Annotated in this window: 21 protein-coding genes; 14 read left to right on the top strand and 7 right to left on the bottom strand. The window is 67.2% G+C overall.

Features of this window, described 5'->3' with window-relative positions; genetic code table 11:
• Nucleotides 1-18 precede the first annotated feature (18 nt).
• From IEY58_RS11835 to IEY58_RS11810, 6 genes are all read left to right on the top strand, one after another.
• The gene (locus tag IEY58_RS11835; protein WP_189045876.1) at nucleotides 19-504 is read left to right on the top strand and encodes a GNAT family N-acetyltransferase; all 486 of its coding nucleotides are present in this window, start codon (nucleotides 19-21) and stop codon (nucleotides 502-504) included.
• A gap of 174 nt (nucleotides 505-678) precedes the next feature.
• The gene (locus tag IEY58_RS11830) at nucleotides 679-1,752 is read left to right on the top strand and encodes an acyltransferase family protein (RefSeq protein WP_189045874.1); all 1,074 of its coding nucleotides are present in this window, start codon (nucleotides 679-681) and stop codon (nucleotides 1,750-1,752) included.
• A gap of 250 nt (nucleotides 1,753-2,002) precedes the next feature.
• On the top strand, nucleotides 2,003-3,049 hold the full coding sequence (locus IEY58_RS11825; RefSeq protein ID WP_189045872.1) for an efflux RND transporter periplasmic adaptor subunit: 1,047 nt from the start codon (nucleotides 2,003-2,005) through the stop codon (nucleotides 3,047-3,049).
• Nucleotides 3,046-6,147: an efflux RND transporter permease subunit gene (locus IEY58_RS11820; protein ID WP_189045870.1), complete on the top strand. Its 3,102-nt coding sequence runs from the start codon at nucleotides 3,046-3,048 to the stop codon at nucleotides 6,145-6,147. Before IEY58_RS11825 ends, IEY58_RS11820 begins: the two co-directional genes overlap by 4 nt.
• A 76-nt stretch (nucleotides 6,148-6,223) precedes the next feature.
• Nucleotides 6,224-7,072, top strand: a complete 849-nt coding sequence (locus tag IEY58_RS11815) for an AraC family transcriptional regulator (protein WP_189045868.1) — start codon at nucleotides 6,224-6,226, stop codon at nucleotides 7,070-7,072.
• 73 nt (nucleotides 7,073-7,145) lie between these two features.
• A complete protein-coding gene (locus tag IEY58_RS11810; protein WP_189045866.1) occupies nucleotides 7,146-7,559 on the top strand; it encodes a VOC family protein in 414 nt (137 codons plus the stop codon).
• Here IEY58_RS11810 and IEY58_RS11805 read toward each other — a convergent pair.
• Nucleotides 7,556-9,403, bottom strand: a complete 1,848-nt coding sequence (locus IEY58_RS11805) for a chloride channel protein (protein WP_189045864.1) — start codon at nucleotides 9,401-9,403, stop codon at nucleotides 7,556-7,558. The two genes, IEY58_RS11810 and IEY58_RS11805, sit on opposite strands and share 4 nt — an antisense overlap.
• A 12-nt stretch (nucleotides 9,404-9,415) precedes the next feature.
• Nucleotides 9,416-9,904 carry a thioesterase family protein gene (locus tag IEY58_RS11800; protein ID WP_189045862.1) on the bottom strand — a complete coding sequence of 163 codons (489 nt, stop codon included), beginning with the start codon at nucleotides 9,902-9,904 and terminating at the stop codon, nucleotides 9,416-9,418.
• Between the two features lie 242 nt (nucleotides 9,905-10,146).
• On the opposite strand from IEY58_RS11800, the gene IEY58_RS11795 reads away from it, so the two are divergent.
• From IEY58_RS11795 to IEY58_RS11770, 6 genes are all read left to right on the top strand, one after another.
• Nucleotides 10,147-11,745, top strand: a complete 1,599-nt coding sequence (locus IEY58_RS11795; protein ID WP_189045860.1) for an ABC transporter substrate-binding protein — start codon at nucleotides 10,147-10,149, stop codon at nucleotides 11,743-11,745.
• 73 nt (nucleotides 11,746-11,818) lie between these two features.
• Entirely contained in the window at nucleotides 11,819-12,823 is a 1,005-nt protein-coding gene (locus IEY58_RS11790; RefSeq protein ID WP_189045858.1) for an ABC transporter permease subunit, read from the top strand.
• The gene (locus IEY58_RS11785; protein ID WP_189045856.1) at nucleotides 12,823-13,731 is read left to right on the top strand and encodes an ABC transporter permease subunit; all 909 of its coding nucleotides are present in this window, start codon (nucleotides 12,823-12,825) and stop codon (nucleotides 13,729-13,731) included. Before IEY58_RS11790 ends, IEY58_RS11785 begins: the two co-directional genes overlap by 1 nt.
• Complete coding sequence (locus tag IEY58_RS11780; RefSeq protein WP_189045854.1) at nucleotides 13,731-14,741, top strand: ABC transporter ATP-binding protein; 1,011 nt, start codon at nucleotides 13,731-13,733, stop codon at nucleotides 14,739-14,741. The genes IEY58_RS11785 and IEY58_RS11780 overlap by 1 nt, the downstream gene beginning before the upstream one ends.
• On the top strand, nucleotides 14,738-15,709 hold the full coding sequence (locus IEY58_RS11775; protein WP_189045853.1) for a peptide ABC transporter ATP-binding protein: 972 nt from the start codon (nucleotides 14,738-14,740) through the stop codon (nucleotides 15,707-15,709). Before IEY58_RS11780 ends, IEY58_RS11775 begins: the two co-directional genes overlap by 4 nt.
• A 115-nt stretch (nucleotides 15,710-15,824) precedes the next feature.
• Entirely contained in the window at nucleotides 15,825-16,040 is a 216-nt protein-coding gene (locus IEY58_RS11770; RefSeq protein ID WP_189045851.1) for a hypothetical protein, read from the top strand.
• Nucleotides 16,041-16,100: 60 nt separating this feature from the next.
• Here the strand turns inward: IEY58_RS11770 and metH are convergent, their stop codons facing one another.
• From metH to IEY58_RS11755, 3 genes are read right to left on the bottom strand one after another with little or no spacing between them, the layout of a single operon-like run.
• Nucleotides 16,101-19,595, bottom strand: a complete 3,495-nt coding sequence (metH, locus tag IEY58_RS11765) for a methionine synthase (protein WP_189045849.1) — start codon at nucleotides 19,593-19,595, stop codon at nucleotides 16,101-16,103.
• A 24-nt stretch (nucleotides 19,596-19,619) separates the two neighbouring features.
• On the bottom strand, nucleotides 19,620-20,531 hold the full coding sequence (metF, locus tag IEY58_RS11760; protein ID WP_189045847.1) for a methylenetetrahydrofolate reductase: 912 nt from the start codon (nucleotides 20,529-20,531) through the stop codon (nucleotides 19,620-19,622).
• Nucleotides 20,528-21,523, bottom strand: coding sequence for an ArsR/SmtB family transcription factor (locus IEY58_RS11755; RefSeq protein ID WP_189045845.1), 996 nt, complete (start codon nucleotides 21,521-21,523; stop codon nucleotides 20,528-20,530). Before IEY58_RS11755 ends, metF begins: the two co-directional genes overlap by 4 nt.
• A 322-nt stretch (nucleotides 21,524-21,845) precedes the next feature.
• Here IEY58_RS11755 and IEY58_RS11750 point away from each other — a divergent pair, with 322 nt between their 5' ends.
• A complete protein-coding gene (locus IEY58_RS11750) occupies nucleotides 21,846-22,712 on the top strand; it encodes an MlaA family lipoprotein (RefSeq protein ID WP_189045843.1) in 867 nt (288 codons plus the stop codon).
• A complete protein-coding gene (locus IEY58_RS11745; protein WP_229743664.1) occupies nucleotides 22,709-23,335 on the top strand; it encodes an MlaC/ttg2D family ABC transporter substrate-binding protein in 627 nt (208 codons plus the stop codon). The genes IEY58_RS11750 and IEY58_RS11745 overlap by 4 nt, the downstream gene beginning before the upstream one ends.
• Before the next feature lie 84 nt (nucleotides 23,336-23,419).
• On the opposite strand, the gene IEY58_RS11740 is transcribed toward IEY58_RS11745, so the two are convergent.
• Together IEY58_RS11740 and IEY58_RS11735 are read right to left on the bottom strand one after the other, a co-directional pair.
• A complete protein-coding gene (locus IEY58_RS11740) occupies nucleotides 23,420-24,850 on the bottom strand; it encodes a saccharopine dehydrogenase C-terminal domain-containing protein (RefSeq protein ID WP_189045841.1) in 1,431 nt (476 codons plus the stop codon).
• A 308-nt stretch (nucleotides 24,851-25,158) separates the two neighbouring features.
• A complete protein-coding gene (locus IEY58_RS11735; RefSeq protein WP_189045839.1) occupies nucleotides 25,159-26,289 on the bottom strand; it encodes a type III PLP-dependent enzyme in 1,131 nt (376 codons plus the stop codon).
• Nucleotides 26,290-26,358: the final 69 nt, after the last annotated feature.

The following is a 26,358-nucleotide window of genomic DNA, read 5'->3' as shown; positions in this document are numbered from 1 at the left end:
CCCGGAGTTTCGGACCCCATGCCCAGAATCCACCTGCGCGACGCGACACCGGATGACGTGCCCGTCATTCTGGCGCTGATCCGCGAGCTTGCCGCCTTCGAGCGTGAGCCGGACGCCGTCGTCGCGACCGAGGCCGACCTGCTGCGCGACGGCTTCGGTCCGGAGAAGCGCTTCGGCTGCCGAGTGGCCGAGCTCGACGACCGAGTCGTGGGCTTCGCGCTCTGGTTCTTCAGCTATTCGACCTGGCTCGGCCGCGCGGGGATCTATCTCGAAGACCTCTATGTCGCCGAATCGGCCCGCGGCCACGGTATCGGCCGCCGGCTGATCATCGACATGGCCCAGCTCGCCGTCCGCCACGGCGCCCAGCGGCTCGATCTTGCCGTTTTGGACTGGAACCCGGCGCGCGGCTTCTACGAACGGCTCGGCATCAAGCATCGCTCGGACTGGCTGCCCTATCGGATCGACGGCGAGGCGCTGGAGCGGGTTGCCGCGGAGGCGGATTAGCCACTTCTATCTAAAAGTGCCGCCATTTCGAACTTTTTGCGCTGCCATCCGTTCGTCCCCTCGTTTGCGGGGAGAAGCATGGCACCGGCAGCGATGGAACGACCTGGCGATATCGAAAGCCGGCAACCGAAGGTTCGTGTCGATGAAAGACATGCCTCCGAGGGGCACGTCTTCATGGCCCTGGACGGGCTGCGCGGTGTCGCGGCGATCAGCGTCGTCATCTTCCACTATAGCGGCCATCTCGGCTACCGGCTGCTGCCGCACGCCTCGCTCGCCGTCGACTTCTTCTTCGCGCTGAGCGGCTTCGTCATCGCGCACGCCTACGAGCGACGGTTGCGCGAGGGCCAGCGCTTCGGCGACTTCATGCGGCGGCGTCTTGTCCGGCTCTATCCCCTATTCTGGATCGGCATGACGCTGCCGCTCGTCGAGCTCGGCTTGGCAGCCGTTCTCCGGCTGCCGCACCTGAACAGCGCCGGGGCCCTCGCCGCCTATCTCTGCGGCCTGCTGTTCCTGCCGGTGCCGAGCGTGGTGTCGCCGTTCCCGGGGTTCATCTATCCGCTGAACGACCCAGCCTGGTCACTGTCGCTGGAAGTCGCAGTGAACGCGCTCTACGCGCTCTGGGCGACCCGGCTGACGGATGGGCGCCTCGTCGCGCTGCTCGCCGCTGCCGCCGTTGCCCTTGTCGCCGCCGCCCTCTTCTGGGGTGGCCTTGAAATCGGCAACAGCTGGTCGACCTATCTTGGTGGCTGGAGCCGCGTGCTGTGGTCGTTCTTCGCCGGCATCCTGCTCTATCGTCTGTACCGCCGGCGGCCTCACGGCACGCTCGGCGTGCGGACCGGTGCGTTGCTCGCCCTGGTGGTCCTCGTCCTCTTCGCGATGCCGGGCACCGGCCCGTGGTTCGGTCTCTTGAGCGCGCTCGCGGTCTTTCCCGCGATCATCTGGATCGGCGCCACGGTAAAGCTGACCGGCCGCGCCGCCGGGCTCGCCCACTGGCTCGGCACCACCTCCTACGCGCTCTACATCACCCATCTGCCGGTCCTCGGTCTCGTGCTCCTGGCCTGCCGGGAATTCGGCGTGGCACCGGAAGCCGCCTTCCTGCCCAGTCTCGTGGCGGCCGTGCTGGGCGCAGTCGCCGTCGCCTGGCTGCTGGACGGCATCTACGACATTCCGATCCGTCGGTGGCTCGCGGCACGCGGCCGGCGCCCTCAAGCGCCGGCGCTGGTTGTCGCCGAAGAGCAGGGCCGATAGCGCCCGTTCACGACCGGCCCCGCGATTGAGGCGAGGCCGATGAAGCCAAGATGGGAGAAGCCTGCTCTTCGCAGCTGCACCAGCATCGGATTGTGCCGGGCGCGGTGCAACCCTATGGTAGCGTCCGCCTCGCGCCGGCCATCGGCCGGACGAGGCAGGCAGCCGATCATGGGGTTCGAGGGTTATGGCCAGGAGAGCAACGCGCGTCCTTCTCTCCGGCGTCGCCAGCAGTATTTGGCTAGCGGTGAGCGTGGCGTCCGCCATCGCTGCGGATACGGTGGCGCCCAAGGTCGAAGTCGCAACCGCCCAAGTCCGTGACCTGCCGGTCTATATCCGCGGCACCGGCACGGTCGAGCCATTCCAGGAGGTCACGGTCAAGAGCCTGGTCGACGGCCAGATCGTGGCCGTGCATTTCGAGGAAGGCCAGATGGTGAAGGCGGGCGACCCGCTCTACACCATCGACCCGCGTCCGTTCGCGCACCAGGTCGAGCTGGCCGAGGCGAATCGGGCGAAGGACCAGGCGCAGCTGATCGCTGCCCAAGCGCAGCTGACGCGCCAGGCGAGCCTGCTGCAGCACAGCTATGCCTCGCAGCAGTCCTATGACACGCAGAAGGCCACGACCGACCAGCTCGCGGCCTCGGTCAAGGCCGACGAGGCGGCGATCGCGAGCGCCAAGCTGCAGCTGGACTACGCGACGATCCGCGCGCCCATCGCGGGCCGCGTCGGCAAGCGCCTGGTCGACACCGGCAACGTCATCCACACCGCCGACGGCACGGCGCTGGTCGACTTGAGCCAGATCCAGCCGATCGCCGTCAGCTTCACCGTGCCGCAGGAGCAGCTGCCCGACATCCAGCACGAGGCGGCAGCGTTGACGCTCGCGGTCGAGGCCCGCGCGGCGGACGATCAGCATGTGCTGGCTGAGGGCGAACTCAAGCTCATCGGCAACACGATCGACCGGACGACCGGCACGATCGCGCTCAAGGCCGTCTTCGCCAACATCGACCGGCAGCTCTGGCCCGGCCAGTTCGTCAATGCCCGCCTGGTGCTGCGCGTCCATCACGGCGCCATCGTGCTGCCGATCAGCTGCGTCCGGCCGGGCGCCGAGGGGCCGGTCGTCTATGTCGTCGACGCCCAGAACCGCATCCATGTCCGCCCGGTCAAGCCGGCCGAGAAGGCCCATGACCTGATCGCGATCCTGGACGGCGTCCGCGCCGGCGACCGCGTCGTGGTCGAGCGGCAGGAGGGGTTGGCCGAAGGCAGCCTGGTCGAGCCGCACCCGGCGGCGAGCGGCTCATGATCGAGTATTTCGTCACCCGGCCGATCGCGGCCCTCCTCGCCATCCTGGGCCTGTTCGTGTTCGGCGCCGCGGCCTGGGCGATGCTGCCGATCGCGGCCCTCCCCGACGTCGATTATCCGACCATCCAGGTCGAGGTCAGCTGGCCCGGCGCCAGTCCCGAGGTGATGGCGTCGAACGTCGCGACCCCGCTCGAGCAGCAGCTGATCTATACCGAGGGCATCCGCCAGCTGACCTCGACCAACATACAAGGCCACACGGAGATCCGGATCGAGATGTCGCTCGAGACGGACATCAATGCCGCCTTCGCCGACGTGCAGCACAATATCGAGCAGGCGGCGGGCGACCTGCCGAACGACCTGCCGAACCCGCCGGTGACCTACAAGGGCAACCCCAGCGACTATTCGGTGCTCTATGTCGGCCTGACCTCCGACACGCTGCCCTTGACCGAAGTCGGCCGCTACACCGATGTGATCGTGTCGCGCCGGGCCTCGCTCATCCCCGGCGTGCGGCGCGGGCAGAACCAGGAGGACCTGAATACGGCGATCCGCATCCGGGTCAATCCGACGGCGCTCGCCGGCCGGCAGCTGACGCTCGAGGACGTGCGCCAGGCCCTGCTGCAGGCGAGCCTGAACCGGCCCAAGGGCACGTTCGACAACGGCCTCGCGACCGCCCAGATCGACACCAACGACCAGCTGAAGGAGTTGGACGAGTTCCGCGACCTGGTCGTGGCCTATCGCAACAATGCCGCGGTCCACGTGCGCGATGTCGCGACGGTCGAGGACGGGCCCGAGGACGAGCTGGCGCTCTCGGTGCTCAACGGCAAGCCCGGCCACGCGCTGGGCTTCAAGAAGACCGCCGGCGCCAATATCGTGCGGACGGTCGACGCGATCCGCGCGGCCCTGCCCAAGATCGCGGCCGCCCTCCCGCCCGGCATCAAGCTCGACGTGCTGGGCGACCGCGCCGGCCTCATCCGTGCCGCCGTGGCCGAGGTGCAGCTCACCCTCTTGCTCACGACCGGCCTCGTCGTGCTGGTCATCTTCATCTTCCTGCGCAATCTGGCGGCGACGGTCATCCCGGGCATCACGATCCCGCTGTCGATCCTCGGCACCTTCATGGTGCTGTTCGCCTGCCGCTACTCGCTCGACAACCTGTCGCTGATGGCGCTCATCGTCGCGGTGGGCTTCGTCGTCGACGATGCGATCGTCGTGATCGAGAACGTGTCGCGCCATGTCGAGGCCGGCGAGCCGCCGATCACCGCCACGATCCGCGGCACCAAACAAGTCGCCTTCACGATCGCGTCCATGACGCTGTCGCTGGTCGCGGTCTTCATCCCGATCCTGTTCATGGGCGGCTTCGTCGGGCGCCTGTTCCGCGAGTTCGGCGTCGCGGTGAGCGCCGCGATCCTGATCTCGGCCTTCGTCTCCGTGACGCTTACCCCCGCCATGTGCGCGCGCTTCGTGCGCCCGCACCGGCCCGGCCGGCAGAACGCCTTCGTCCGCGCCTGCGAGCGGGCGGTCACCGGCCTGACGCGCGGCTACGAGCGCAGCCTCGCCTCAGCACTCCGCCACAGCGGCGTGATGCTCGCGCTCTTCTTCGGCACCGTGCTGATGACGGGCTGGTTGTTCTACACCATTCCCAAGGGCTTCTTTCCGCAGCAGGACAACGGCCGGATAGACGTCATCATGGATGCGGCCCCCGACACGGCGCCCGCGAACATGACGGCGCTGGCGCTCAGGGTCGACGAGATCGTCCGGGCCGACCCGGCCGTCGAAATGGCCTGGACCTACCTCAACTCCGCCAACAACGCCCAGTCCTGGGTCATCCTGAAGCCGGCCGATCAGCGGCCGAGCACCCAGGACGTGGTGGCCCGCCTGCGCCGGGCGACGGCGGCGGTGTCGGGCGTCGTGACCTCCGTCCGGGCCCAGAGCGAGATCATCATCGGCTCGACGCCGACCTCGGGCGACTATGCCTATCAGATCACCGACCCGTCGGCCGCCGAGCTCGACCATTGGGCGCCGGTCTTGACCCAGGCCTTGAAGAAGCTGCCAGAGCTGCGCGAGGTCACGTCCGACAGCCAGAAACGGACGCCGACGGTGAAGGTGGTGATCGACCGGGCGACGGCGGCGCGCCTGGGCGTGCATGTCCAGGCGATCGACAACACGCTCTATGACGCGTTCGGCCAGCGCAAGGTGGTCGAGGTCTACGGCGATTCCTACCAGAGCTACGTCATCCTGCAGGCCGACCGGGATTTCCGCCTGGACGAGCGCGCGCTCGAGACGCTGGACGTTGCCTCGGACAGCGGCGCGCTGGTGCCGCTGAGTACGGTCAGCCATATCGAGACCGGCAGCGCGCCGCTCGTCGTCCGCCACCGCGGCCAATTGCCATCCGCCATCGTCAATTTCTCGACCGCCCCCGGCATCGCCCTCGGCCAGGCGGTCGACGCCATCCATCGCATGGAGAACGAGGTGGGCAAGCCGCCCGGCCTGCAGACCTCGTTCGACGGCAATGCCGGCGAGTTCGAGCGGTCGCTGGCATCCCAGCCTGGGCTGATCGCGGCGGCGATCCTGGTCGTCTATATCGTGCTGGGCATCCTCTACCAGAGCCTGGTGCACCCGCTGACGATCCTGTCGTCCCTGCCGTCCGCCGGCCTGGGCGCGCTTGCCATGCTGATGCTGATGGGCTTCGACTTGAGCGTCATCGCGGTCATCGGCATCATCTTGCTGATCGGCATCGTCAAGAAGAACGCCATCATGATGGTCGACTTCGCGCTGCAGGCGGAGCGCGAGCAGGGCCTGGGGCCCGAGGACGCAATCTTCGAGGCGGCACGCGTGCGCTTCCGGCCGATCATGATGACGACGCTCGCAGCCCTTGTCGGCGCGCTGCCACTGGCACTGGGCTCCGGCACCGGCTTCGAGCTCCGGCGGCCGCTCGGCATCGCCATCGTCGGCGGCCTGATGATCTCGCAGGTGCTGACGCTCTATACGACGCCCGTCGTCCATCTGGCACTGGCCCGGCTCGCCCGGCGGGTGACGACGCGCAGCCCAGCGGTCCAGCCGCAGCCGACCGCCGTCCCCGTGCCCCATCCAGGCGAGGACTGATTGCGCAAACCCGGTCGCGCCACCGGAGCACCCCACCGCTAGAGTGCCCGACCGAAGCCACGGACGGTCAAGGACGATGCGGCAGACCACGGAACGGGACTATCGGCGGCGCATCCTCAAGGTGATGGACCACCTGCGGTCCAACCTCGACGAGGCGCTGTCCTACGAGCGGCTGGCCGAGGTCGCCTGCTTCTCGCCGTTCCATTTCCATCGCATCTACCGCGGCATGACTGGCGAGACGGTGGCCGACACGGTCCGCCGGTTGCGCTTGCTGCGCGCCGCCGCAGCGCTCAGCACCAGTCAGCGACCGGTCATCGATATCGCCATCGAGGCCGGCTTCGACAGCGGCCGCGGCTTCGCCCGCGCCTTCGCGAGCTTCACCGGCATGCCGCCCACCGACTATCGGCGTCGGCATGCCGAGATCGACCAGGACATCAAGCGAGGTGTGCCCATGGACGTGGAATTGAGAGAGCTGCCGGCCCGTCGCGTGCTCGCCATGCGCAAGCTCGGCCCCTATCCGGAAGTGCCACGCGTCTGGGACGCGCTCTGGCTGTGGATGCGCCAGCGCGAGCTGACGCAGCGCATCGACGCCTGCATCGGCGTGTCCTACGACGACCCGACGCAGGTGCCCGCCGAGCAGATCCGCTACGACGCCTGCTTTGGCCTCAGCCCAGGACCGGAGCCGGTATTGTCGGACGACGAGGTGCGCTGGCTTGACATCGCCGGCGGCCCCTACGCGGTCTACCGGCTGGTCGGCCCCTACACGCAGATCGGCGAGGCGTTCGACCGGCTGTTCGGCCTGTGGCTGCCGCAGAGCGGCGTCACGCTGCGCGCGGCGCCGCCGCTCGAGATCTACATCAGCGATCCCACCACGACAGCGCCCGACCGGCTCATGACCGAGCTCGCCCTCCCGATCGAGGCTTAGGTCTTAGGCAGGGCGGCGCTAGACCGGACCGCGACGGCAGCAGCCGACGACAGGTTTTCAAGGAGGCAGGCCTATGCGACACGAGATCATCCCCACGCTTCGCTATGTCGATGCCCCGCGCGCGATCGACTTCCTCAGCGCCGCGTTCGGGTTCGAACGCCACGCGATCTATCTGGACGAGCACGACCCGCGCATCGTCCAGCACGCGCAGCTGACCTGGCGCGACCGGATGGTCATGATCAGCAGCGTCGCCGATACCGACTACGCCCGGGCGGCGAGGATGAAGACGGTCGCCGAGGCCGGCGGCGCGACAATGGGGCTGTACCTGGTCGTCGACGACGTCGATGCGCACGCCGGGCGCGCACGCGCCGCCGGCGCCGAGATCCTCGAGGGACCGAACGACAAGGATTACGGCGGCCGCGGCTATTCCGCACGCGATCCCGAAGGCAACGTCTGGAGCTTCGGCAGCTACGATCCCTGGGCCTAGGGGGTGGACGGGGTACCGCCGAACAGGCTGGAGCCGCCGTCCGATTCGCCGCGCCGGCGCTCCAGTTCCTGGGCGTAGCGCCTGAGCGCATAGGCTTCGGTCAGGTAGCCCACGGTCTGCCGGGCGTTCCGATCGTTCACGACCGGCAGGGTTTCGAGCCGGGACTCGCCGAACGCGGCCAGCGCCTGGCGCAAGCCGTCGGTCGGCAGCAGGAACGGCGCATCATGGACGAGCCCGCGCGCGGTCAGCACGGCCGGATCGCCCTCGAGGTCGGGCCCGTAGGCTTCAGACAGATCGATCATGCCGGCGAGCTTGCCGTCCTCGATCGCGAACACCTGCTTGGTGCTGCCGAGCGGGTAGGCGCGGCGCAGCGCCGCGATGGTGATGTCGACCGGCACGGTCTTCGGATCGCTGCGCATCAGGCGGCCGACCTTGATCTCGTCGAACCAGGCCACGTCCTCGGGGCTGCGGATCTTGAGGCCGCGCGTGTGGAAGCGCCAGGTCGCAAACGAATAGCCGAACCAGTGGCGGACCGCGATCGAAGCCGCGACGACGCCGACCATGGCGCCGACCGTCGCGGCGAAATCGCCGGTCGCCTCGAGCACGAGCAGGATCATCGCGGTCGGCGCGCCGACGATCGCGGCCGCGACCGTGCCCATGCCGACCAGCGAATAGGCGAGCGGGTCCAGCACCGCCGCCGGCACCAGCCGGTCGATCAGCATGGCGATGGCGCCGCCCATCAGGCTGCCGATGAACAGGGCCGAGCTGAACAGGCCGCCGCGGAAGCCGGCGCCGATCGAGATCGCCGAGGCGGCGATCTTGGCCAGCACCAGCCCGATCAGGAACGGCAGCGGCAGTGCCGTATGGAGATCGAGCTCGATGCCGCCACGGCCGCTGCCCAACACCTGGGGCCAGACCAGCGCCAAAAGGCCGACCGGGATGGCACCGATTCCGGGCCGGAGCCAGGCCGGCGGGACATGCTGCCGGAGCCAGCCTTCGGTCGCGGTGGCGCCGCGCATGACGACGATGCCGACCAGCGCCGAGAGTAGCCCGAGGCCTAAGAAGACGGCATAGTCCCAGCCGTGGATATGCACCCCGTGGCTGACCGTGAAGACCGGGTCGTCGCCGAACACCCAGCGCGTGACGAAGGTGCCGGCGAGTGCGGCGATCGTGACCGGTGCCAGCTGGGCAAGCGTATAGCTGCCGAGGATCAGCTCGAACGCGAAGAACGCGCCGGCCAAGGGCGCATTGAAGGCGGCGGCGATGGCGGCGGCGGCACCGCAGCCGACGAGCGTGCGCCGGTCGTCGCGCCGGAGCTTCAGGAATTCCGCCAGCTGCGACGAGAGGCCGGAGCCGATCTGAGTATAGGCAGCCTCGAGCCCGACCGAGGCGCCGACGCCGGAAGACAGCATGCTTAGGAGTGCCAGGTTGAGGCTGTCGCGCACCGACATGCGGCCGCCGTAGAGCGCGTTCGCCTCGATCGCGTCGACGATCTCGTGCGGCCGCTTGCGGCGGATCGCCCAGGTGACGGCGCCGACGGCGAGGCCGCCCGCGACCGGCACGATCAGCACGAGCGGCCATTCCCGCACACCGCCCATGCTGAGCGGCTGGCCCGCCGGGATCTGGAAGGCGGTGACATGGATCGCCGTCACGATGATCCGCATCACGACGACGCAGAGGGCCGCAAGCACGCCCGCCACGGCCGCGATGCCAAGGAAGGCGAGCTCGTCGTCGCGGAACGCGCTGTGCGTGAGCGCGCGCTGCAGCAGTCGCCAGCGCAGCTCGAGCCAGCGCCGGCGTGTCGCGAAGAAGCCCGCCGGCACGGCGGTCGACGTGGGGCGCATGATCGGCCGGCCCTAGCGCAGCGGCGGCGGCAGGACGATGCGGCGCCCCACCCAATCGGCCGCGGGTAGCCGGGCGTGCGCCGCCGCCGCCGCATCGATCACCGGTCGCCGGTCCGACGGGAAGGCGGCCGTCCGCCGCGTGGCCAAATCGACATGCACCGCCATGAGCTCGATCGTCGCCGCCTGCCAGCCGCCGGTGCCGTGGAACATCTCATGCCCGAAATGCAGCCGCTTGGCATCCGCGCCCAGGATCCGGCTCTCGACCCGGACCGGATCACCCAGCGCCAGTTCCCGCGTGTAGCGAATGTGCGACTCGACCGCGAACAGCGACAGGTCGCGGGCCTGGCGATAATCGGCGCCGAGGCCGAGCGCATCGAACAGCGCGTCGGTCGCGTGGTCGAACACCAGCACGTAATAGGCGACGTTCATGTGGCCGTTGTAGTCGATCCACTCGGGTCGGACCGTCTCGCTGTGGACGGAGAAGGGCGTCTGGAATTCCATGGCGGGAACGACTATACGCCGGATCGCCGGCCGGTCGGAATGCCGGCCGCGCGAAAATCGCGGCCGGCACGGCACTTTGCCATAAATGTCGAGGGCTTGGCGCCGGGCGCCCGCACCGGCTCCGGTGCGGTTTGACAGGCACCGTAAAGGTGGTCTAATGCACCCGCCAACAGAAGCGTCGGGCGGTCGGGGGGAGAGCACCGCCAGGACGCCGTGGTACCGACAGAGGAGAACACGTTAGGATGACCCACAAGGCCATGGCCGCAGCCTGTGCGCTGGCGGCATTCGGGTTCATGGGCGCAATGAGCGCTCAGGCTAAGACGCTCGTCTATTGCTCGGAAGGCGCGCCGGAAAACTTCAACCCGCAAATCAATACGACCGGCACGACCTTCGACGCCAACTTGCCGGTCTACAACAAGCTGGTCGAGTTCAAGCACGGCACGACCGAAGTCGAGTCGGGCCTGGCCGAGAAGTGGGACGTGTCGGCCGACGGCACGGTCTATACCTTCCATCTGCGCAAGGGCGTGAAGTGGCATTCCAATGCCGACTTCAAGCCGACGCGCGATTTCAACGCCGACGACGTGATCTTCTCGTTCGAGCGGCAATGGAAGGACGACAATCCCTATCACAAGGTGTCCGGCGGCTCTTACGACTACTTCAACGACATGAGCTTCCCGAAGCTCCTGAAGTCGGTCGAGAAGGTCGACCCCTATACCATCAAGGTCACGCTGACCGGGCCGAACGCGCCGTTCCTGGCCGACATGGCCATGGATTTCATGTCGATCCAATCCAAGGAATATGCCGACGCCCTTCTGAAGAAGGGCAAGCCGGAGCAGATCGACCAGCAGCCGATCGGCACGGGCCCCTTCGAGTTCAAGCACTACGAAAAGGACTCGAAGATCAACTACACGGCCTTCAAGGGATATTGGGGGCCGAAGCCGAAGATCGACAGCCTGGTGTTCTCGATCGCCACGGATCCGGCAGTACGTCTCGCCAAGCTGCGGGCCAACGAATGCCAGGTCATGTCGTTCCCGAACATTGCCGATCTGCCGTCGATCAAGGGCGACAAGACGCTGCAGCTCATGGAGCAGCCGGGCCTCAACATCGGCTATCTCGCCTTCAACAACCAGAAGAAGCCGTTCGACGACAAGCGCGTGCGCATCGCCGTCAACGAGGCGATCGACAAGAAGGCCATCCTGGACGCGGTCTATCAGGGTGCCGGCCAGCCGGCGAAGAACCTGATCCCGCCGACGATGTGGGCCTACAACAACGACATCCAGGACTACAAGTACGACCCCGAGGCCGCCAAGAAGCTCTTGGCCGACGCGGGATATCCGAGCGGCTTCGAGACCGACCTCTGGGCCATGCCGGTGCAGCGTCCCTATAACCCGGACGCCAAGCGCATCGCCGAGCTGATGCAGTCCGATCTCGCCAAGGTCGGCATCAAGGCGAACATCGTCAGCTACGAATGGGGCGAATACAGGAAGCGCGTCCAGCAGGGCGAGCATCAGGCGGCCGAACTCGGCTGGACCGGCGACAACGGCGACCCGGACAATTTCTTCGTGCCGCTGTCGAGCTGTGCCGCGGCCCGTCCGGGTGGCGGCAGCGCCAGCAAATGGTGCAACCAGCAGTTCGACGACCTGATCAACAAGGCGGCGACGCTGACCGACCAGAACGAGCGCAAGAAGCTCTATCTGCAGGCCCAGGTCATCATGCACGACGAGGCGCCGTTCTTCCTGATCGCGCATTCGGTCGTGTTCATGCCGATGCGGGCGAACGTGACGGGCTACACCATGAGCCCGTTCGGCAAGCATCAGTTCGACCAGGTCGACCTGAAGTAACGGTCCGGACCGGGGCGGCGGGCGTCGCCGCTGCCCCGGTCCGCGCTTTTCATTCTCGCCTGACGGGACACCCTTGCTCCGATTCATTCTCCGACGGGTCAGCCTGATCATTCCGACCTTCATCGGCGTGACGTTGCTGACCTTCGCGCTCATCCGGCTCGTCCCGGGCGACCCGATCGAGGTGCGCTTCGGCGAGCGCGGCATCGCGCCCGAGCGGCTCGCCGAACTCCGCCACGAGGCGGGGCTCGACCAGCCGCTGTGGCGGCAGTTCGTCGACTACGAGCTGCAGGTGGCCAAAGGCGACCTCGGCATCTCGGTCGTGACCAAGCAGCCGGTCTGGCAGGAATTCACCGAACTGTTCCCGGCGACGGTCGAGCTTTCGGTCTGCGCCATCCTGTTCGCGATCCTGGTCGGCCTGCCGCTGGGCGTCGTCGCCGCGGTCAAGCGCGGCTCGCCGTTCGATTATGGCCTGATGGGCCTGTCGGTGACCGGCGCCTCGATGCCGATCCCCTGGTGGGGCCTGATGATGATCCTGATCTTCTCGGTCGGGCTCGGCTGGACGCCGGTCTCGGGCCGGATCTCGGATGCCTTCTACATCGAGCCCGTGACCGGCTTCATGCTGATCGACGCCTGGTTCTCCGACGACCAGGGTGCGGTGACCTCGGCCTTCAGCCATCTGATCCTGCCGGCGATCGTGCTCGGCACCATCCCGCTCGCGACCGTCGCGCGCATGACGCGCTCCGCCATGCTCGAGGTGCTGAACGAGGATTATATCCGCACCGCGCGGGCGAAAGGCTTGGGCGCCCCGCGGGTCGTGCTGATCCACGCGCTCCGCAACGCGCTCATCCCGGTCGTGACCGTGATAGGCCTGCAGGTGGGCACGCTCCTGGGCGGCGCCATCCTGACCGAGACGATCTTCTCCTGGCCCGGCGTCGGCCATTGGCTGGTCGCATCCGTGCAGCGCCGCGACTATCCGGTGCTGCAGGGCGGCGTGCTCCTGGTCGCGAGCCTGGTCATGCTGGTCAATTTCGGCGTCGACCTCACCTACGGCTTTCTCAATCCCAGGATCCGACGCTGATGGCGACGATCGACACCGCCAACGGCCGCGCGGCTCTCCGGCCGCCGCCCAGCCGCCTCGCCGCTTTCTGGAACTCGTTCGCCGAGAACCGCGGCGCCCTCCTCGGCCTCGGCATCATGATCGTGCTGATCGTGATCGCGATCGGTGCCGAGTTCGTGGCGCCCCATTCGCCGATCGAGCAGTTCCGCTCCTCGCTCTTGGCCCCACCGGCCTGGGTCGACGGCGGCACACTCCAGTTCCCGCTCGGCACCGACGACCTCGGCCGGGACATCTTGTCGCGCCTCATCCACGGCGCCCGGCTGTCGCTCATCATCGGCTGCATCGTCGTCACCCTGTCGCTTGCCGTCGGCACGCTCCTGGGCTTGAGCGCCGCCTTCGCCGGCGGGCTCGTCGACATCGTGCTGATGCGGCTCATGGACGTGCTGCTCGTGTTCCCGAGCCTGGTGCTGGCCGTCGTCATCGTCGCGATCCTGGGCCATCCGAGCCTCTTGAACGCCATGTTCGCCGTGTCGATCGTGACGCTGCCGCACTACACGCGGCTCGTGCGCGCCGCGGCCCTCTCGGAACTCGCGCGCGACTATGTGACAGCGACGCGCTGCGCCGGCGCCAGCACGCTCCGGCTCATGCTGATCACGGTGTTGCCGAATTGCGTGGCGCCGCTCATCGTCCAGGCGACGCTCGGCTTCTCGAGCGCCATCCTCGATGAGGCGGCCTTGAGCTTCCTCGGCCTCGGCGCCCAGCCGCCGACGCCGGAATGGGGCACGATGCTGGCCGGCGCCCTGCAGTATTACCAGCGCGCCTGGTGGATGCTGACCTTCCCCGGCCTCGCCATCCTCATCACCGTGCTCGCCTTCAACCTGTTCGGCGACGGGTTGCGCGACGCCCTCGATCCGAAGCTGAAGCGCTGATGTCCGCCCTCGAAATCCGCAACCTTACCGTCGAGTTCGCGACGTCGCGCGGCTTGTTCCGCGCCGTCGACCGGCTCGACATGAACCTCGACCCGGGCGAGATCCTGTGCGTCGTCGGCGAATCGGGCTCCGGCAAGAGCGTCTCCATGCTGGCGCTCATGGGCCTTATCGGCTACCCGGGCAAAGTCACGGCCGACGTCATGAAGTTCGACGGCATCGATCTGCTCGGCATCAGCCCGCGCGACCGGCGCCGGCTCATCGGCAAGGACATCGCCATGGTGTTCCAGGAGCCGATGTCGTCGCTCAACCCGTGCTTCCCGATCGGCTGGCAGATCGGCGAGGCGCTCAAGACCCATGGCGTGGTGCCCAAGGACAAGGTGCGCGACCGAGTGATCGAGCTCCTGCATCAGGTCGGCATCCCGGCGCCGGAGACGCGGCTCAAGTCGTTCCCGCACCAGATGTCAGGCGGCATGAACCAGCGCGTGATGATCGCCATGGCGATCGCATGCAACCCGCGCCTGCTGATTGCCGACGAGCCGACGACGGCGCTCGACGTGACCATTCAGAAGCAGATCCTGGACCTGCTCGTCTCGCTGCAGCGCGAGCGCGGCATGGGCCTGATCCTCATCACCCACGACATGGGCGTCGTCGCCGAGACGGCCGAACGCGTCCAGGTCATGTATGCCGGCCAGCTGGTCGAGGAGCAGCGGACGGACGATCTGTTCCAGGCGCCGCGCCATCCCTATACCGCGGCGCTGCTCGACGCGCTGCCGGAGCGCGCGATCGGCCGGCGACGCCTGCCGACCATCCCGGGCGTCGTTCCCGGCATCGACGACCGGCCCGAGGGCTGCCTGTTCAACCCGCGCTGCCGTTTCCAGGTGGAGGCCTGCGTGGCACACCAGCCGGCGCTCCTCAGCGCGCCCGGCGGCCGCGCCCGCTGCCATTTCCCGCTCGACGCGGCGGGCCAGCCGACCAATGCCTATCCCGGCGCCCAAGAGGTGGCCCGATGACCGAGCCGCTGATGGAAGCCCGCGACGTCCGCCGTCATTACGAGATCGGCGGCGGCATGTTCCGCAAGAAGGCGCTGGTCAAGGCGGTCGACGGCGTATCCTTCACGCTCGAGGCCGGGCGGACGCTGGCCGTGGTCGGCGAGTCCGGCTGCGGCAAGTCGACGCTTGCCCGGGTCGCAACCCTGCTCGAGACGCCGACCGAGGGCGAGCTTTGGATCGACGGCAAGCCGACGTCCGGCGCCGATTCCTCGGCACTCCGCCAGCTGCGCCTGGGTGTGCAGATGGTGTTCCAGAACCCGTACGGCTCGCTCAATCCGCGCAAGACGGTGGGCTCGATCCTGGAGGAGCCGCTCGCCATCAACCGCCGAGGCAACGCCGCCGAGCGGCAGGAGACGGCGCGCGCCATGATGGCCAAGGTCGGATTGCGCCAGGACCATTACGGCCGCTATCCGCACATGTTCTCGGGCGGGCAGCGCCAGCGCATCGCGATCGCCCGCGCGCTGATGCTCCGGCCCCGCGTCGTCGTTGCCGACGAGCCGGTTTCGGCGCTCGACGTCTCGATCCAGGCCCAGGTGCTGAACCTGATGATGGACCTGCAGGAGGAGTTCCGGCTCGCCTACCTGTTCATCAGCCATGACCTGTCGGTCGTGCGGCACATCGCCGACAACGTCATGGTCATGTATCTGGGCCGGCCGGTCGAGCATGGGCCGAAGGCGACGATCTTCTCGGCACCGCGCCACCCCTATACGCGCATCCTTCTGGCAGCGACGCCGTCGGTCGACCCGGCCCATCGCCAGACCTCGGTCGCGATCAAGGGCGAGCTGCCCTCGCCGCTCAACCCGCCGAGCGGCTGCGCCTTTCACAAGCGCTGCCCCTATGCGACCGACCGCTGCAGTGCGGAACGGCCGGAGCTGCGGGCGCTCGAAGGTCACATGGTCGCTTGCCACCATGCGGAAACGATCGGTTGAGTTGAAAAAGGCAGTGACCCGCCATACGGGAATGCGCCATAGTCACCGCAACTAGGCCCGAAGGCTTATGCAAGGCCCAGGGTCGGCCTAGATTGCGGTGGAGATTCTCAAAAGAATGCGCGTTCTCGTCCTGCTGGCCCTTGCGGCCGTCACCCTCGCGGCTTGCGACTCGCCCTATGGCAAGATCCCGCAATATACCAGCGACGGGTCGATCTCGACCGGCAGCCACTTGAAGCCCACGGGCGATTCGCAGCCGAACAATGTCCAGATCTTCGACGGCAGCGCGCTCGACCACAAGACTGGCGGCGGGACCGGCAAGACGGGCGGCTGATCACCATATCCGGCTGGCGAAGGGCGGCTGCGAGGCCGCCCTTCGTCCATTAGGACCCCATCACACCGAGAAATACTTCGCCTGCGGGTGATGCACCACGATGGCGCTCGTCGACTGCTCGGGGTCGAGCTGGTCCTCGTCGGTCAGCATGATGCCGATCTCGTGCGCCTTCAGCAGCTCGAGGATCGGCTTCTGGTCGGCCAGATTCGGGCAGGCCGGATAGCCGAAGGAATAGCGCGAGCCGCGGTACCGCTGGTTCAAGAGCGCGTCGAGGTCGCGCGCCTCGTCGGCGGAGAAACCGAGCTCGGCGCGAATGCGCTTGTGGACATATTCCGCCATCGCCTCGGCCATCTCGACCGAGAGCCCGTGCAGGTAGAGATAGTCCTGGTACCGGTTCTCGGCGAACCATTGCCGCGCCACGCTCGAGGCCCGCTCGCCCATGGTGACGACCTGCAGCCCGATCACGTCGCGCTCCGGGTCGGCGACATCGCGGAAGAAGTCGGCGATGCAGAGCCCGCCCTCCTTCGCCTGGCGCGGGAAGCTGAAGCGAGTGATCTCGCGCCGGCCATCCTCCGCATAGAGGATGACGTCGTTGCCCTCGGCGGCACATTTCCAGAAGCCGTAGACCGCCTGCGGCACCAGGATGTCCTCCTGCTGCACGATGTCGAGCATGCGCTGGAGCGTCGGGCGGAGCTCTTTGTGCGCCCAGGCCTTGAACTCGTCGAGCGTGCGGCCGTCCTTCCGGAAACCCCACTGGAACTGGTAGAGCATCCGCTCATTGAGGAACGGCACCAGCGCCTTGACCGGCGCGCGCGCGATGGTGCGGGCCCCCCAGAACGGCGGCACCGGCACGGGCGTGTCGCGCGTGAGCTCGGCACGGCGCAGGCGGATTTCCTCGACATCGACCGGCCGGAGCGGCTTCGCCGGCTCCGCCGCCTGGCCGAGCTTGCGCCGGTCGTTGACCGGGCGGCCGACCCGCTTCGTCTGGACCTCGGTCAGGTAGGTGTCGAACTTGCCGCCGACGACCTTTTCCATGAGCGAGAGGCCATCGAACGCGTCGCCAGCATAGGCGACCCGGCCGGAGCCGTAGGACTTGACGCAATCCTCCTCGACATAACGGCGCGTCAGCGCAGCGCCGCCGAGCACGACCGGCACGTCGAGGCCCTGGCGCGTCATCTCCTCCAGGTTCTCACGCATCACCACGGTCGACTTGACGAGCAGGCCCGACATGCCGACCGCGTCGGCCTTGTGCTCGACCGCCGCCTGCAGGATCGACTGGATCGGCTGCTTGATGCCGAGATTGACGACCTTGTAGCCGTTGTTGGTCAGGATGATGTCGACCAGGTTCTTGCCGATGTCGTGGACGTCGCCCTTGACCGTGGCGAGCACGATCGTGCCCTTCTGCTGGCCTTCGGCCTTCTCCATATACGGCTCGAGGAAGGCCACTGCCGCCTTCATGGTCTCGGCCGACTGGAGGACGAACGGCAGCTGCATCTTGCCCGAGCCGAACAGCTCGCCCACCACCTTCATGCCGTCGAGCAGGATGTTGTTGATGATGTCGAGCGGCGGATAAGTGCGCATAGCCTCGTCTAGATCCACATCAAGGCCGATGCGGTCGCCGTCGACGATCCTGAGTTTCAAGCGCTCCTCGACCGATTCCGGACGGCTCTTCTTCTCGGTCTTGGCCGCCGTGCGGTTCTCGAACAGCGCCAGGAACGCCTGCAGCGGGTCGTAGCCGTCACGCCGCCGGTCGAAGATCAGGTCCTCGGCGACGCGCACCTCCTCCTCGGGGATCTTGTGCAGCGGCAGGATCTTGGAGACGTGAACGATGGCACCGGTGAGCCCGCGCCTGAGCGCGTGGTCGAGGTAGACCGAGTTCAGCACGTGGCGCGCCGCCGGGTTCAAGCCGAACGAGATGTTCGAGAGGCCGAGGATGATCTGGCACTCCGGCATCTCCTTCGAGATGCGCTCGATCGCATCGAGCGTCTCCAGGCCCAGCCGGCGGTCGTCCTCGTTGCCGGTCGCGATCGTGAAGGTGAGGGGGTCGAACATCAGGTCCGAGGCCGGCAGCCCGTGCTTGACGCAGGCGAACTCGTAGAGCCGCTTCGCGATGCGAACCTTGGCGTCGGCGTCCTTCGCCATGCCGGTCTCGTCGATCGTCAGCGCGATGACGGCGGTGCCGAACCGGCGGGCGAGCTCCATGCGCTTCTCGGCCGGCGTCTCGCCGTCCTCGAAATTGATCGAATTGATGATCGGCTTGCCGCCGTAGAGCTTCAACGCCGCCTCGAGCACGCCGAGCTCGGTCGAATCGATGACGAGCGGAGCCGAGACCGCGCCGCGCATGCGGGAGACGACCTCGGTCATGTCGGCGACCTCGTTGCGACCGACGAAAGCGGTGCAGACGTCAAGCGTGTGCGAGCCTTCCTTGATCTGCTCGCGCCCAACCTCGACGCAGCCGTCCCAGTCGCCGGCGTCCTGCAGCTGGCGGAATTTCTTCGAGCCGTTGGCGTTGCAGCGCTCGCCGATCGAGAGATAGGCATTCTCCTGCCGGAACGGCACCTGGCCGTAGAGCGAGGCGACGCCCGGGACCCAGAGCGAGGTGCGCTTGACCGGTGCAGGCCGGTACTTGTCCGGCCCCAGCCGGCGCAGCATGTGGTCGAGCGCCTCGATATGCGGCACGTCGGTGCCGCAGCAGCCGCCGATCATGTTGATGCCGTCCTCGCGGATGAAGCGCTCCAGCCACTGGCTGAGCTCCTGCGGGGTCAGCGGATAATGCGCCTTGCCGTCGACCAGCTCCGGCAGGCCGGCATTGGGCAGCACCGAGATGAAGCCCGGCCAGTTCTCGCCGATCCATTTGACATGCTCGGCCATCTCCTGCGGGCCGGTGGCACAGTTGAGGCCGATGAGCGGCACGTCGAGCGCGTTGATCACCGTCGCCGCCGCCGCGATGTCGGCGCCGACCAGGAGCGTGCCGGTCGTCTCGATCGTCACCTGCACCAGAATCGGCGTGTCGGTGCCGGCCTCCAGCCTCGCGCGCTTGGCGCCGTTGACCGCGGCCTTGATCTGCAGCGGGTCCTGGCAGGTCTCGATCAGGATCGCGTCGACCGCGCCGGCGATCAGGCCCGAGGCCTGAACCGCGAGCCCGTCCTCGAGCGTCTGATAGCCGACGTGGCCGAGCGTCGGCAGGCGCGTGCCGGGGCCGATCGAGCCCAGCACGAAACGCTGGCGCCCGTCGGCGAAGCTCTCGATCGCCTCACGCGCGAGCTCGCCCGCCCGGCGGTTGAGCTCGAACGCCTTGTCGGCCAGGCCGAACTCGCCGAGCGTCAGCGGCGAGGCGCCGAACGAGTTGGTCTCGACCATGTCGGCGCCGGCTTCGAGATAGCCGACATGGATCTGGCGGACGAGGTCGGGCCGACTCTCGCACAGGATGTCGGTGCAGTTCTCGTGGCCGAGATAATCGCGCTCGACATCGAGTTCGGTCGCCTGAACGCGCGTGCCCATGCCGCCGTCGCACAGCAGCACGCGATGGGACAGCACGTCGAGGAAATGGGCCATCGGGATGAGTCCTGGAATCTGATGCTAAACGGCGAGGGCGGGCGCGGACGGTAGCGCACCGAGCGGTGCGCGGACACCCAGCATGTGGCAGATCGCGACCGTCAGCTCGGCGCGATTGACCGTATAGAAATGGAAATCGGCGACACCCTCGGCCTCGAGCTTGCGCACGAGGTCGACCGCGACGGTCGCCGCCACCATGCGGCGCGTCTCCGGATCGTCGTCGAGCCCCTCAAACGCGCGGGCGAGGCTCGCCGGCACGGTGGCGCCGCAGGCGGCGGAGAATTTCACGATCTGGCCGAAGTTGGTGACCGGCATGATGCCGGGCACGATCGGCACGGTGATGCCGGCCTTTCTCGCCCGGTCGCGGAACCGGAGGAAGGTGTCGGCCTCGAAGAAATACTGCGTGATCGCGCGCGTGGCGCCAGCGTCGATCTTGCGCTTCAGATTGTCGAGATCGGCCTCGGCGCTCGTCGCTTCCGGATGGGTCTCCGGATAGGCCGCGACCGAGATCTCGAAATCGGCGATGCGGCGAATGCCCTCGACCAGATCGGCGGCGTAGGCATAGCCGCCGGGATGCGGCTCATAGCGGCTCGCTCCGGCCGGCGGGTCGCCGCGCAGCGCCACCAGATGACGGATGCCGGCCGCCCAATAGTCGCGCACCACCTCGTCGATCTCGTCCCGGCTGGCGCCGACGCAGGTCAGATGCGCCGCCGGCTCAAGCGCGGTTTCGTGCCGGATGCGCCGGACCGTCGCGTGCGTTCGCTCGCGCGTCGAGCCGCCGGCGCCGTAAGTGACGGAGACGAAGCGGGGCCCGAGCGGCGCCAGCCGCTCGATGACCTGCCACAGCTTCTGCTCCATCTCGGCCGTCTTGGGCGGAAAGAACTCGAACGAGACGGCGACGGGGGTCGAAGCAACGTGGGGCGTGGATTGGGTCATGGATGGGCCTCTCCCAGAATTCTTTGCACCGGCACCACGGCATCACCGAGCGCGCGCCCGACGGCGGCAGCGGGACGTTCGGCAGGCCAGATCGCGACCGTCAAGGGCTCGCCCGGCAGATGGACCGGGGCGAGCGGCATCAAGCCGGCCTTGGCCGACCATTCCCGCACCTCGGCGTCGGCGAAACCCAGGCGGCGATGGGCATGCTCCTCGCGGAGCGTCTCGAGCTGATGCGGCGCGAAATCGACGATGAACAGCCGGCCGCCGGGCCGGAGCACGCGCGCCGCCTCGGCCACCGCCTCGGCCGGCCGCTCGGCGAAATGCAGCACCTGGTGCAGGATGACCAGGTCGAACGACGGCACCGTGAACGGCAGCGCATACATATCGCCGTGCCGCACCGTGCAGTTGCGCAGCATCGCCCGCTCCAGATTGACCCGGGCAACCGCCAGCATGTCGCGCGACAGATCGAGGCCGACCGCCCGTTCGACACGGGAAGCGAACAGTTCGAGCATCCGCCCAGTTCCGGTGCCGACATCGAGCAGGTCGCGCACGGTGCGGCCTTCGAGGCACCGGTCGAGCGCCGCCTCGACGTCGCGCTCGTCGACATGCAGGCTGCGGATCGCATCCCAGCGGTGGGCGTTCTGGGCGAAATAGGCAGAAGCGGCCCGCTCGCGCTCGCGCTCGATCTCTTCCAGCCGCTCCCGGTCGCGCAGGATGGTCGGATCGTCAGCCGGCAGCAGCGAGGCGAGCCGTTCGGCAAGGCCGCGCCCGCCGTGGCGCGCCAGCCGATAGAATACCCAATTACCTTCCCGGAATCGCTCGAGCAGGCCGCCCTCGCACAGGAGCTTCAGGTGGCGCGACACGCGCGGCTGGCTCTGGCCGAGGATCGTCGTGAGCTCGGTCACCGTCAGCTCGTTCTCGGAACAGAGCGCCAGCAGCCTGAGCCGCGTCGGCTCGGCAACCGCTCTCAGTCCGGTCAGAAGCTCGTCCACCGCCCACCGTCTCCCTCTAGCGATCTATCGGATTTCGAATAGATCGATATAAACATGTCTTTATGTAGAAGCAAAGGAAATGTGCATTTGGAGTCACGGTCTCGCGAAATTACATAGCTGCTCCCGTATGTTCGCCGAACTCTGCGGTCGCACGCGGTGGCAATTGATTGCGCATATGGTAAGACCCATATGACGTCGGTGCTGCCTGATACCGCACCGGCTCGGTCGCGGAACGAGTAAGCATATTGTGCCCTTCCGGCCTTCTGCTCCGGGTGGGACTCGTCCGATTTATCCTCCCGAAATCCGAGAGCGAGCCTCGATCATGGTTTCCCGCCGGCCCTTTTCCGTCCCGTCGACCGCGCTACTGTTGAGCGCGATGCTGCTCGCATCGTGCGCGTCGACGCCGTCGGATACGTCCGACAACCAGGACGAAACGAACGACCCGTACGAGAACGTCAATCGCGTCATCTTCGATATGAACATGACGCTCGACAAATATTTCTTCGAGCCGGTCGCCGAGGGCTACCGCTGGGTGCTGCCGGGCTTCGTGCGCACGGGCATCGGCAACGTGCTGCGCAACCTCAAGAGCCCGATGATCATGGCGAACGATCTGCTCGAAGGGAATCCGCAGCGCTTCGGCGACACGTTCGGCCGGTTCATGCTCAACACCTTCATGGGCCTGGGCGGCCTGATCGATGTCGGCACCGACAGCAAGATCCCCTATCATGACGCCGATTTCGGCATGACGCTCGCGACTTGGGGCGTGGGCTCGGGCCCCTATATCGTCCTGCCGTTGCTGAATTCGTCCAATCCGCGCGACGCGATCGGCCTCGGCGTCGATAGCATCGCCGACCCCGTCGGCATCGAGTTCCGCGCCCATGGCTATGACGAGGTGAACTACGCCCGGCTCGGCGTCGGCCTCGTCAATGAGCGGGCCAACCATATCGAGGACATCGACGAGCTGAAGCGCAGCTCGCTTGATTTCTACGCGACCGTGCGCAGCCTCTATTGGCAGAGCCGCAACGCGGATATCGAGGCGGCGAAGTCGCCGTCCAATCCGGCTCAGCCAAAATCGGTTTCCTACGACCCAGGTCCGGCACCTGCCGCCAGCCCGGCCACAGCCAGCCCGACCGCAACGCAGACGACACCGACGGCGGCGAGCGCCGACGGGAAAGCGAAGGCCGAATGACTATGTGGAAGTTCATCTCCAGCACCCTGGCACTGGGTGCCGCCCTGATGATCGCGTTGTCCCCTGCCCCGGCCCGCGCGGCCGACGAGCCGGCGACGTTCATCCAGGGCCTGGGCGACCAGACGATCCAGATCCTGCAGAACAAGCAGATGGGCCTGAAAGAGCGCGAGGCCGCGTTCAACAAGCTGTTCACGGACGGCTTCGACGTTGCCTATATCGGCCGCTTCGTGCTCGGCCGCTATTGGAACGTGGCCACGCCGGCGCAGCAGCAGGAATATCTGAAGCTGTTCTCGACCTATGTCGTGGCGGTCTACGCCAATCGGTTCAGCCAATATTCCGGCGAGAAATTCACCGTGGGCGCCAGCCAGTCCAATCCGGAAGGCGCCAGCGTCTCGTCCCAGATCGTCCGGCCGAACGGCGGCCCGCCGATCAACATCACCTGGAAGGTCCAGAAGCAAGGCGGCAACTTCAAGATCGTCGACGTCGTCGCCGAGAACCTCAGCATGACGGTGACCCAGCGCGCCGAGTTCAGCTCGGTCATCGAACGCAACGGCGGCGGTTCGGCCGGCATCGACGCGCTCGACAACATCCTGAAGCAGAAGATCGCGGCCAACGGCGGCTGATCGCCGCCACCCGCGCCCGAACGACAAAGGCCGCCGCCCTATCGGGACGGCGGCCTTTTTCTTAGGGGTATCCGCTGAGGCCGATCAAGTGCGCAGCAGGAAGTTCGAGAACTGCCAGGGATCGGTTCGGTCGAGCCACGGCTCCGGGAACATGGTCGTGCGGTCCTTGAGCGGCGTCCAGTCGCTCTCGACCCCGACCATGGGGCCGAGATAGGGCCGGGCGATCGCCAGGATCTCGTCATGCGGCAGGGCCTCGGGCTCGCAATAGCCGCGGCGCGGGTTCCGGGCGGCCCAGACCGCGGCCGAGATCACGCCGGCCACGACCTGCACCGCCGTCGCGTTCTGCCCAGGGATGATCTCGCGCGCCTCCTGGATCGACAGCTGCGAGCCGTACCAATAGGCGCCGAGCCCATGGCCCATCAGCAGCACGCCCAGTTCGTCCATGCCGTCGACGATGTCGTCCTGCATGATCCGCTCCTGCTCCACCGGCTGCCAGTCGCGCATCATGAGCTCGCGCAGCGACGCGATCGCGTCGGTCGTCGGGTGATAGGCGTAATGCACCGTCGGGCGGTAGACCGGCCGGCCGTTATCATAGGCAGTGAAATAGTCGCTGAGCGTCACGCTCTCGGAATGCGAGATGACGAAGCCGTAGATCGGACCGCCGTCCGGCACCCACGAGCGCACCAGCGTCTGGCCGCCCGGCTGCAGCATATAGATGCAATTGCCCGGCCCATGGGTGAAATGCTGGGCTTTCGGCGGCAGCATCTTCTCGTGGCTGCCCCAGCCGAGCTCGGCCGGATAGTAGGCCTCGCCCCAATATCCCAGCACGCTCCAGGTATTGACGAACTCGTCCGGGTGCTTCGCGATCGACGAGCGCTGCGTGTCGCGCTCGGCGATATGGATGACCTTGGTGCCGGTCCCCTGCGCCAGCGCCGCCCATTCAGCGCGCGTCTTGGGCGAGGATGCCGGCTGGGTGCCGGTGCGCTCGGCAATGGTCAGGAGCGCTTCCTTGACGAAGTGATTGACCATCCCGGGATTGGCGCCGTGCGTCACGATGCAGGTCGGCCCATCCGGCCGCCAGTGGCTGCGCGCCCGCGCACGCGTCACCTCGTGGCTCTCATAGTGGGTCCGCTTCCACGGCGGCAGGCTCGCATCCTCATAGAGCTCGGCCCAAGGCTCGAGCGAGGTGTCGACATAGAGCACGCCGCGATGCTGGCACCAGTCCATGATCGAGATCGCGTCGACGCCGGCCGTCAGGTTGATGATGAGATCGCCCGGGCCCGCGTGCTGGGCCAGCATGCCCTCCAGATTCTCCGGCGTCAGGCAGACGCGGAGATAGCGCATGCCCATGGCCTCGAACGGCGCGAACTGAGCCTCGTGGTCGTCCGCGTCGATGACTGAGATCCGCTCAACCGGCATATCGAAATGGCGTGGAATCACCGGTAGCGTGCATTGGCCGACGCTACCGAACCCCAGCATGAGAATGCGCCCTGCGAAGGCAACTTTTTCAACCATCTCGACACCTCTACCGCTTCATTCACGCCTCGCGCCGATCGCCTCGCGGAAAATCTTTCGGACTCCGCTATGCAAACGGCGGGCAAGGCCGGCCCGTTTCCAGGCAGCCTGCCATCAAGCACAATGTTCCTACCGCGGTCCCGGACCTGGGGATGACGCGGCAGGAACGGTTCTTCTCAGATCTCTGCGGCTCAGGGCGAGCCGCAACCGCCCAGGCCGAAGGGACAAACGCCCATCAGACTACCCTGGAACGGCTCACGGAAGTAGTGCCGGAATGCAGAGAAGGATTCCGGCACCTTCTGCCCGGTTTAGATGCAGTAAGTCCTCAAAGGCTCGAAGCCGTTGAAGCACACTGCCGAGTAGGTGGAGGTATAGGCCCCGGTCGAGAGGATCTCCACCTTGTCGCCGATCTTGAGCGCGAACGGCATTTCGTACTCGGTCTTCTCGTACAGGATGTCGGCGCTGTCGCAGGTCGGGCCTGCGAGCACGATCGGGCCGCCGACCTGGCCGTCGTGCGGCGTCCGGAGCTTGTACTTGATCGCCTCGTCCATCGTCTCGGCGAGGCCGCCGAACTTGCCGACATCAAGATAGACCCAGCGCTTCTCATCGCCGATCTCCTTGGTCGAGATCAGCACGACTTCGCTCTGGATCACACCGGCGTCGCCGACCATCGAGCGGCCAGGCTCGATGATGATCTCGGGCAGGTCGTTGCCAAAATGGGTGGTGATGGCGGTCATCACCACATCGGCATAGCGCTCGATCGGCTCGACGCCCTGGCGGTAATGCGCCGGGAAGCCGCCGCCCAGGTTGACCATCTTGAGCGCGATGTCGCGCTCGGCCAGCACCGAGAACATGGCGGCGGCGCGGCCCACCGCCGAGTCCCACTGACCGAGGTTCGTCTGCTGCGAGCCGACGTGGAACGAGACGCCGTAGGGATCGAGGCCCAGGTCGCGCGCAGCCGACAGGAGCTCGACCGCCATCTCGGGCGAGCAGCCGAACTTCTTCGACAGCGGCCATTCGGCACCCTCGCATTCGACCAGGATGCGGCAGAACACCTTGGCGCCCGGCGCCGCCGCGGCGATCTTGGCAAGCTCGGCGGCGCTGTCGAACGCAAAGAGCCGGACACCCGCCTCGTAGGCGAAGGCGATGTCGCGCTCCTTCTTGATCGTGTTGCCGAACGAGATCCGGTCCGGCGTGGCGCCGGCGCGCAAGCACATCTCGATCTCGCCGCGGCTCGCCGTGTCGAAGCTCGAGCCGAGCCCGTTCAGCCGGTCAAGGATCGGCGCCGCCGGATTGGCCTTCACCGCGTAGAAGATGCGCGCGAGCGGCAGCACCGTGCGCAGCGTCCGATAGCTTTCCTCGACGACATCGAGGTCGACGACCAGGCAAGGGGTCGGCGGCTGGGTGTCTTCGAGAAAGCGGGCAATCTTGGCGGTCATGGCAGTCGTTCCTTCATCGGCGGCGGCCCTGCCGGACGCGCCACCGTCAAATCCATCGGGATCCCCGGG

Origin of the sequence: Aliidongia dinghuensis (assembly GCF_014643535.1) — a bacterium.
Classification (GTDB): domain Bacteria; phylum Pseudomonadota; class Alphaproteobacteria; order ATCC43930; family CGMCC-115725; genus Aliidongia; species Aliidongia dinghuensis.
Note: the sequence above shows the minus strand (reverse complement) of the source record. Positions and strands in the feature narration are given on the sequence as shown.